At 37.8% G+C, this 8,497-nt stretch carries 7 protein-coding genes and 2 pseudogenes; 5 read left to right on the top strand and 4 right to left on the bottom strand.

The features are described from left to right. Nucleotides 1-743 (bottom strand): RNA-guided endonuclease InsQ/TnpB family protein (locus AVJ19_RS19770; RefSeq protein ID WP_111861272.1); only part of this gene is annotated, 743 nt, incomplete at its 3' end. Nucleotides 744-763: 20 nt separating this feature from the next. Here AVJ19_RS19770 and tnpA (AVJ19_RS19765) point away from each other — a divergent pair. The 3 genes and pseudogenes from tnpA (AVJ19_RS19765) to AVJ19_RS22715 all read left to right on the top strand — a co-directional run bounded on the left by tnpA (AVJ19_RS19765) (nucleotide 764) and on the right by AVJ19_RS22715 (nucleotide 3,746). Beyond that, a complete protein-coding gene (gene tnpA, locus AVJ19_RS19765; RefSeq protein ID WP_111861271.1) occupies nucleotides 764-1,177 on the top strand; it encodes an IS200/IS605 family transposase in 414 nt (137 codons plus the stop codon). 108 nt (nucleotides 1,178-1,285) lie between these two features. Then, nucleotides 1,286-3,450 (top strand): annotated as a pseudogene (locus AVJ19_RS19760) (phosphocholine-specific phospholipase C). A 167-nt stretch (nucleotides 3,451-3,617) separates the two neighbouring features. Continuing rightward, nucleotides 3,618-3,746, top strand: a complete 129-nt coding sequence (locus tag AVJ19_RS22715) for a hypothetical protein (protein WP_265736098.1) — start codon at nucleotides 3,618-3,620, stop codon at nucleotides 3,744-3,746. Nucleotides 3,747-3,774: 28 nt separating this feature from the next. On the opposite strand, the gene AVJ19_RS19755 is transcribed toward AVJ19_RS22715, so the two are convergent. Further along, complete coding sequence (locus AVJ19_RS19755; protein WP_111861270.1) at nucleotides 3,775-5,652, bottom strand: LTA synthase family protein; 1,878 nt, start codon at nucleotides 5,650-5,652, stop codon at nucleotides 3,775-3,777. Nucleotides 5,653-5,806: 154 nt separating this feature from the next. Continuing rightward, a complete protein-coding gene (gene nadC / locus AVJ19_RS19750; protein WP_111861269.1) occupies nucleotides 5,807-6,652 on the bottom strand; it encodes a carboxylating nicotinate-nucleotide diphosphorylase in 846 nt (281 codons plus the stop codon). Between the two features lie 181 nt (nucleotides 6,653-6,833). Between nadC and ampD the strand changes: the two genes are divergently transcribed. Beyond that, nucleotides 6,834-7,421, top strand: a complete 588-nt coding sequence (gene ampD, locus AVJ19_RS19745) for a 1,6-anhydro-N-acetylmuramyl-L-alanine amidase AmpD (protein WP_111861268.1) — start codon at nucleotides 6,834-6,836, stop codon at nucleotides 7,419-7,421. A gap of 78 nt (nucleotides 7,422-7,499) precedes the next feature. Here the strand turns inward: ampD and tnpA (AVJ19_RS19740) are convergent, their stop codons facing one another. Further along, nucleotides 7,500-7,913, bottom strand: a complete 414-nt coding sequence (gene tnpA, locus AVJ19_RS19740; protein WP_111861273.1) for an IS200/IS605 family transposase — start codon at nucleotides 7,911-7,913, stop codon at nucleotides 7,500-7,502. A gap of 20 nt (nucleotides 7,914-7,933) precedes the next feature. Here tnpA (AVJ19_RS19740) and AVJ19_RS19735 point away from each other — a divergent pair. Then, nucleotides 7,934-8,497, top strand: a pseudogene (locus AVJ19_RS19735) (RNA-guided endonuclease TnpB family protein); the annotation flags it as partial.

Raw genomic sequence — 8,497 nt, 5'->3', positions numbered from 1 at the left:
ATATTGCCAACGAAGATTGCTGCATGTTCATTCACCAATTTATGGCTGAATTGATGCAGCATGTTTTGACGAATATTCTTGATCTTGGCGTGAATCGCTTTAACACGTTTCTTATTTTTTGCACGTTGTGCAATGCCAAGTTTTTGTTCATATTGCCGATAGATTTTAGGCGCTTTCAATTTTACGCCATCTGAACAAGTCACTAAATCGTTTAAACCTAAATCTATGCCAATTGAGGTTTTAGCGGTGGTTTTCTCAGTTTTAATTGAATCAACCACAAGGCAAACATACCAATGCCCACGACTATCCTCGACAAACGAACCTGTTTTAATATTGTATTTGCTCAGTCCGTAGCTGTCCCATAGTTTGAATTGATACTTGCCATATTGAACGTAACCATCAGCATATTTGATTGCTACTTTCTTGAATGGTATCCATCCTAAAGAGCGTCTAGCTGATTTTTTATTGCTAACACGCCATTTTAATTTTGCTTTCTTGAATTGCTTGCGTCTTGTCACTAATTCTTCTGTAACTGCCTGTATCGTTTGGCTGTGCAAGTTACATTCTTTGGATGCACCTTTTGTATATTTTGCAATATCGTATGCTGAAAAGAATTGTTGTTTTCTTTGCAAGTGTTTAAAACACAAATCATTAACATAATTCCAGACAAAATTTACCTCTAACGCTAGTTGGTCTAGTATCTTGCAATGTTTGTCTTTTATGCGTAATTTAAGTGTCTTCATACTTAAAATATATTTGGCCTATGAGCAATAGTCAAGAGATTAGAACAGGTCGCCACTGCGTTTTCAATATGCACGTACATTTAGTCTTTGTGGCTAAATATCGTCGAGATGTTTTTACTAAAGCGATGCTCGGAACGATGCGTGAAGTATTTGAGCGTGTCTGCTTAGACTTTGAAGCTGAATTGATGGAATTTGATGGAGAACATGACTATGTTCACTTACTTGTGAATTATCCGCCAAAAATAGCAATTTCTAGCTTAGTAAATAGTTTAAAGGGTGCTTCTAGTCGTATTCTACGCACTAAACACCCTGAAATTAAAAACAAACTATGGGGAAATGCTCTGTGGTCACCTAGTTACTTCGCTGCATCATGTGGTGGGGCTCCGATTTCAATCATTAAACAATACATTGAGATTCAGCAGACACCTCATTAGAAATCTTAGCTAATCCCCACAAGGAGGACTAGCGGATTGCGGCCTTATATCCCCGCCCTAAAAGGCGAGGTTTTACAGCTATTCAGATAAAAATTAAAGATATTGAAGATGAATCGTCGTGATTTTTTAATTAATTCTATTAAAACTATATTTGGTGCTGCTGCACTTGCAAGTTTCCCTGCTAGTATTCAAAAAGCTTTAGCAATTAATGCCAAAGTTGAAACAGGAACCATTCAAGACGTGAAACATGTGGTGATTTTAACGCAAGAAAATCGTTCTTTTGATAATTATTTCGGTACCTTAAAAGGTGTGCGTGGTTTTGGAGATCGCTTTACCATTCCATTGTCAAATGGACGCAAAGTTTGGGAAAAATACGATAAAAACAAAAATAAAGTGTTGCCTTATCACTTAGACAGTAAATTAGGTAATGCACAACGTGTTAGTGGAACGCCACATTCTTGGAAAGATGGTCAAGATGCCTGGGATGCAGGACGTATGGGCAATTGGGTGGAACATAAGCAACCGCAATCCATGGGATATTACAAACAAGCTGAACTCGAATATCAATTTGCGCTCGCCAATGCTTTTACCATTTGTGATGCTTATCACTGTGCAATGCATGCAGGCACGAACCCGAATCGAAAATTTATTTGGACAGGAACCAATGGTCCAACAGGTGCCAATGTTGCAAGTGTGGTGAATGAGTTTGATGCGATGGGTGCATCTACAGTCGGCTATGATTGGACGACTTATCCTGAGCGTTTACAACAGGCAGGTGTCACATGGAAAGTTTATCAAGCCATGCCAGATAATTTTACCGACAATCCATTAGCAGGTTTTAAACAATACCGTCGTGCGAATGAGTTATCAGGTCAACCTGTGAGTCATGATGATCTGAAAAGTCCTGCTTATGATGAAAAAATTGATGCGACTCAGCCGTTGTATAAAGGGATCGCCAATACCATGCCAGATGGTGGTTTTTTACAAGCTTTAAAAGATGATATTGCACAAAAGAAATTACCACAAGTGAGCTGGATCGTTGCACCTGCAACTTATAGTGAACATCCTGGACCATCAAGCCCAGTACAAGGGGCGTGGTATATTCAAGAATTATTAAATGCATTGACTGCCAATCCAGAAGTATGGAGTCAAACCGTGCTTTTGGTGAATTTTGATGAAAATGATGGTTTTTTGATCATATCCCATCACCTAGTGCGCCATCTCGTGATGAAAAAGGTCATCTCCAAGGTAAAACCACATTAAGCACAAGTGAATTGGCTTTTGAATATTTTGATCATGTTGCGGTGGCAGGGTCTAAATCTCAACCTCAACCTGATGGGCGTGTCTATGGGCCCGGCGTTCGAGTACCTATGTATGTAATTTCGCCTTGGAGTCGTGGTGGCTGGGTCAATTCTCAAGTGTTTGACCATACTTCGGTGATTCGTTTCTTAGAAGAACGTTTTGCAGTTAAAGAACCCAATATCAGTCCATATCGTCGTGCTGTCTGCGGTGATTTGACGACGGCCTTTAATTTTAAAACACCCAATACATCGGCTTTACCTATGTTAGCAGGTCAAAAAACGAAAGATCAGGCAGATGCAATTCGTCAGGCACAAGCAGTTTTACCACAAGTCACTCGACCAAATTTGGCGGTATTCCCTAAGCAAGAAATAGGGGTACGTCCATCTAAAGCATTGCCGTATATTTTACATACCAGTGCCGAAGTTGATGCAGCCACACAAAACGTTAAATTGATGTTTTCAAATACAGGGACTCAAGCGGCGGTATTTCATGTCTATGATCGCTTAAATCTCAATGCGATTCCGAAGCGTTATATGGTTGAGGCAGGTAAACAACTTGATGATGTCTGGAATAGATTTAACGACAAATATAATTTGTGGGTATTAGGACCGAATGGTTTTCATCGTAGTTTTACCGGCGATTTAACTGCAAAGAATCAGAAAGAAAGTTTGCCTGAAATTCGTATTTGTGTCGAAGAGTGTAGTTATAAGCTGACTTTAAAAGTCCGCAATGATGGCGCAAAAACCAGCAAATTGTTAGTAAAAGCTAATGCTTATTTAGCAAATAAAACATGGGAAATTGACACAAGCCCTACTGAGCAGTCCTTAGTTTTAGATATGACTGAGTTTGGTGGCTGGTATGATTTCACCGTAAGCATGCAGAATGATGCTTCTTTTAGCCGTCGTTTTGCAGGTCGTATTGAAAATAATCAGGATTCAATTTCAGACCCGTATATGGGATTTAATAGCTAAAACTCTATTATTCTATAAGGTGCTACGGCACCTTATTTTATTTCCCTCTATATTGACTACTTTACATTTTTCTATATAAAAATAGGACTTGTGTAACGTCATCTTTAAAAAATCAGCATGCTTTATTTTTACAATGCTTGCCTTTAGAAACGATGACGAGAGGGAATATGAATTTATTGATTATCGGATTGATGGTCACGACCTTTCTTTTAATGACCACAGCACCACGTTCAACACAAGAAGTTGAACAGATTTCAGTACAAAAATATCAAAAAACTTCTCAATCTATAAAATAGGATTCAGAAGTTTAATGTCAACATAATGTTATAACGCCGCCTGATTTGCTGCCAAACTCGGACGCATCAACTGATAACTAAAGTTTTTCCCATCTAAAACATCAAGATTCAAAGCTTTGTAATCATTCAATAATTGTGCTGCATTGCTTTCACAATTTTGATTGCTGTGATTCCCTGTTTTATGAATCGCGGTATAACAATGATTCACTTTTTGAATAAATTGATAATACGGCGACAGTGGGACATGGGCAGCTTCTAACACACGGAGTGCAAGAAAGTGTGCAGGAATAAACGGTTCAGCCCATTGTTTTTTGTCTAATGGGAAATTACTCCAAATTGCTAAAGGTGTTTCATAAAAACGAACATCGTTTTTTTCAGTTTTGGCTTGTTCAGACCCCCAAAAACCATATTCATCATAGACGTTTTGTAAATTAGGTAAATGATCGCCAAAGAAAATGACAATGGTTGGACGTTGTAACTGTTTGACCGAATCAAGTAAAGCTTTTAAATGCTGATCGGCACGTTGCATACCTGATAAATAGGTATTTAGCGCACGTTTTGATCGATCACTAACGCCTTTTTTAGTGATTTTAAAATTATCCGCGCCAAAACGGTCATCATTATACATTGGATGATTTTCAACACTGATGGCATAGATAAATTGTGGCTGATCCTGTTGTTTGAGCTGTTGTTCAATACTGTTATAAATCAAATCATCATTTGCCCAACCGGCTTTGTTGATATATTTGCTGCGTTGAGCAGCGCTGACCATATTTTCAATCGAGGTAAATTGGTTAAAACCCAAATTTTGGTAGACACTGCTACGATTATAAAAATATTTACCATTGTTATGCATGGCAGTCGTGTTATAGCCCAAACTATTTAAATACATGGGCAATGAATAAGTCGGACGTTTTAATTTTGCCACATAAGCCAATTGGTTTTGGTTTAAATGGGTATTTAAACTGGTCAATACTTCGAATTCAACGTTGGCAGTCCCACCACCAAAGCTCGGTGATAACAATTGACTCACCTGATTTTTTGCAATGGTTGGGGTAATATTTTTAGGAATACTGGAATCAAGCTTGGTTGCATCCCAATGGGACTCGCTCATGACAAAAATAATATTGGGTAATACTTTTTCTGTCGCTGAACTCGGCTGATTGTCTACATCTAGCGCCGTAGCGGGAGCAGTGAGTAAACTCTGAATTTTCGTTTCAGGAATATTTGCCGTATTCGAAACTTTGGCTTTAATGCCATCTACTGTTTTAGAAAAGAAAAATGCGCTAAAACCGAGTTGGCGAATATTCATGTGATCGCCGACCCAATCACTGCGAGTATTTGGTAAATAAATATTGTATTTACATAAACTTGGCTTATTGTCACCTGAACAGGTTTGACTAAAATTATTTTGAAAATTCGCAGTAACGAAGAAGCCTAAAATTGATAGGGATAGTACTGCATTCGCCCAAAGTAAAGTATTTTTTTCGGCACGTTCTTTTTTATATAACCATACCATCAGTGCGATACAGACGAGTAGTCCTGCAAAAAATACAAATTTGAGTAACATTGGTGCTGCAATGAGTGTTTCTTTGAGCAATAAAAAATCGCTTGGAATCAAACTCGCAGATAGATATTGCTCTTTTTTAATATTGATAAAGGTTAAGACAAAGATCAACACTTGGCTGACCAGAATCGTGGCAAAAGTACGTCTGAATATCAAATAAATCAAACTAATTAAGGCATAATTTAACAGTACAGAAAAGCCATATTTAAATAGACGTAATTCTCGATAAGCTTCAGGTAAATTCAAGAAATGTTGAATATTTTCTTGATACAGAAAAAAAGCCAATACTGATACAAAAGCCACAAGTAGAAAAAGTACTTGTTGTCTTAAAGTCTTCATTTGCAGAGAGAAGTTTGATTTTAGGAGGATGGCAATTATAAGCCGTTCAAGAGGGCTTTCAAAGTTTTAATTAGATTAAATTGTAATCAAAATGAAAGCGTTATTTCCCCTTGGTGAGACAAGCCCAAGGAGAAATACATGATATTTAAATTAGTTAAGCATTAAAACGCATCGATAAATCAACAGCTTTGACGTCTTTGGTCAGTACACCCATAGAAATATAATCAACGCCTGTACTTGCTACTTCACGTAAATTATCAATGGTAATATTACCCGATGCTTCTAATTTACAGCGTCCTGCAACATGTTTGACTGCATCAATCATTTGCTGTTGGCTAAAATTATCTAACATCACAATATCAGCTTTGGCTTCAAGGGCTTGATTAAGTTCATCCCATGTTTCCACTTCAACTTCCACAGGCTTGTTGGGTGCAATCTGATGTGCTTTTGCAATGGCTTGTGCAATGCCTCCTGCTGCCATAATATGATTTTCTTTAATTAAAAAGGCATCAAATAAACCTAAACGATGGTTTTGACCCCCACCTATTGCAACCGCATATTTTTGTGCAATACGTAAGCCTGGTAAGGTTTTACGTGTATCCAGTAATTTGGTGTTCAACCCTTCGAGTTGTTTGACATAATCTGCAGTTTTGGTCGCTACAGCCGATAAGGTTTGGATAAAGTTTAAAGCAGGACGTTCTACAGTGAGTAAACTACGTGCAGAACCTGCAAGTTTATAAATGGTTTCATTGGCTTTGACCATGTCACCATCATTTTTCAACCATGTGATCTGTACATTTCGATCATAAGCTTGAATCAAGGCATTGACCCAAGGCTGACCTGCTAAAATCATGTCTTCACGGGTAATGATCGTCGCTGTTGCTTGTTCATCTTCGGGCGTGAGTAGGGCAGTAATATCACCTTCGCCAATATCTTCTTGTAGTGCTTGTTGAATATTGATTTGTATGGATTGTTCAAGCAGTGCTTGCGAAATGCTCATGGAAATTCCCTTTCGGTTCACCCTAAAATTTGAGCGATATATTAGCATTGTGGTTGTAATATTGAAGAAGTTTTTCATTTAAAGCAGAACAGAGTACACTCAGTTTAGCTTGTGTTGATGGTCTACTTTGAATGCAATACAAGAAAATGACAGCAAAAAATACTGCTTTTAGGAAATCTACATGCAATCGGGTTCACCATTCCAAGTTAAAGATGGTCAATTGATTGGTGCACGACAAGTACCGTCACCAAACTATAATCAACGTCCTGAAAATACTGAAATTCAGCTGATCGTGATTCATAATATCAGCTTGCCACCTTCGCAATTTGGTGGAGGTTATATTGAACAATTTTTTCAAAATCAATTGGATTGGTCAGTACATCCCTATTTTCAAAGCATTAAAGGGATGCAAGTTTCAGCACATTTACTGATTTTAAGAACAGGTGAAGTACTGCAATTTGTCAATTTTAAAGACCGTGCTTGGCATGCTGGACGGTCGAGTTATTTGGGGAAAGTTGAATGCAATGATTATTCGATTGGCATTGAGCTTGAAGGTAGCGATGATCAGGATTTTGAGCAAACACAATATGAGGTATTGGCACAAGTGGTGGCAAACTTGCAAAAAGCCTACCCTAAAACTGATCAGCATTTAGCGGGGCATTCAGATATTGCACCACATCGTAAAACAGATCCTGGCCCACATTTTCAATGGGATGAGTTTAGAGCATTGCTACATATAAGCAAAAGTAATAATTATTTATCCGTATAGCCGTAAAACCTCGTCTTTTAGGGCGGGGATATAAGGCTGCAATCCGCTAGTTCTCCTTGTGGGGATTAGCTAAGATTTCTAATGAGGTGTCTGCTGAATCTCAATGTATTGTTTAATGATTGAAATCGGAGCCCCATCACATGATGCAGCGAAGTAACTAGATGACCACAGAGCATTTCCCCATAGTTTGTTTTTAATTTCAGGGTGTTTAGTGCGTAGAATACGACTAGAAGCACCCTTTAAACTATTTACTAAGCTATAAATTGCTATTTTTGGCGGATAATTGACAAGTAAATGAACATGATCATGTTCACCATCAAATTCCACCAACTCAGCTTCAAAGTCTAAGCAGACACGTTCAAATACTTCACGTATCGTTCCAAGCATCGCTTTAGTAAAAACATCTCGACGATATTTAGCTACAAAGACTAAATGTACATGCATATTAAAAATACAATGGCGACCTGTTCTAATTTCTTGACTAGTACTCATACGCCAAATATATTTTAAGTATGAAGACACTTAAATTACGCATAAAAGATAAACATTGCAAGATGCTAGACCAACTAGCGTTAGAGGTAAACTTTGTCTGGAATTATGTTAATGATTTGTGTTTTAAACACTTGCAAAGAAAACAACAATTCTTTTCAGCATACAATATTGCAAAATATACAAAAGGTGCATCCAAAGAATGTGACTTGCACAGCCAAACGATACAGGCAGTTACAGAAGAATTAGTGACAAGACGCAAGCAATTCAAGAAAGCAAAATTAAAATGGCGTGTTAGCAATAAGAAATCAGCTAGACGCTCTTTAGGATGGATACCATTCAAGAAAGTAGCAATCAAATATGCTGATGGCTATGTTCAATATGGTAAGCATCAATTCAAACTATGGGATAGTTACGGACTCAGCAAATACAATGTTAAAACAGGCTCATTTGTCGAGGATAGCCGTGGGCGTTGGTATGTTTGCCTTGTGATTGATTCAATTAAAACTGAGAAAACCACCGCTAAAACCTCGATTGGCATAGATTTAGGTTTAAAAGATTTAGCGACTTGTTCAGATGGCGTAAAG

This window comes from Acinetobacter sp. CFCC 10889, from assembly GCF_003268395.1.
GTDB lineage: Bacteria > Pseudomonadota > Gammaproteobacteria > Pseudomonadales > Moraxellaceae > Acinetobacter.
This window is presented reverse-complemented; position numbering and strand designations above follow the sequence as displayed.

Coding starts and splice junctions, on each gene's coding strand:
- tnpA (WP_111861271.1), top strand. CDS start 764: ATGAGCAATAGTCAAGAGATTAGAACAGGTCGCCACTGCGTTTTCAAT.
- AVJ19_RS22715 (WP_265736098.1), top strand. CDS start 3,618: ATGAATTTATTGATTATCGGATTGATGGTCACGACCTTTCTTTTAATG.
- AVJ19_RS19755 (WP_111861270.1), bottom strand. CDS start 5,652: ATGAAGACTTTAAGACAACAAGTACTTTTTCTACTTGTGGCTTTTGTA.
- nadC (WP_111861269.1), bottom strand. CDS start 6,652: ATGAGCATTTCGCAAGCACTGCTTGAACAATCCATACAAATCAATATT.
- ampD (WP_111861268.1), top strand. CDS start 6,834: ATGCAATCGGGTTCACCATTCCAAGTTAAAGATGGTCAATTGATTGGT.
- tnpA (WP_111861273.1), bottom strand. CDS start 7,913: ATGAGTACTAGTCAAGAAATTAGAACAGGTCGCCATTGTATTTTTAAT.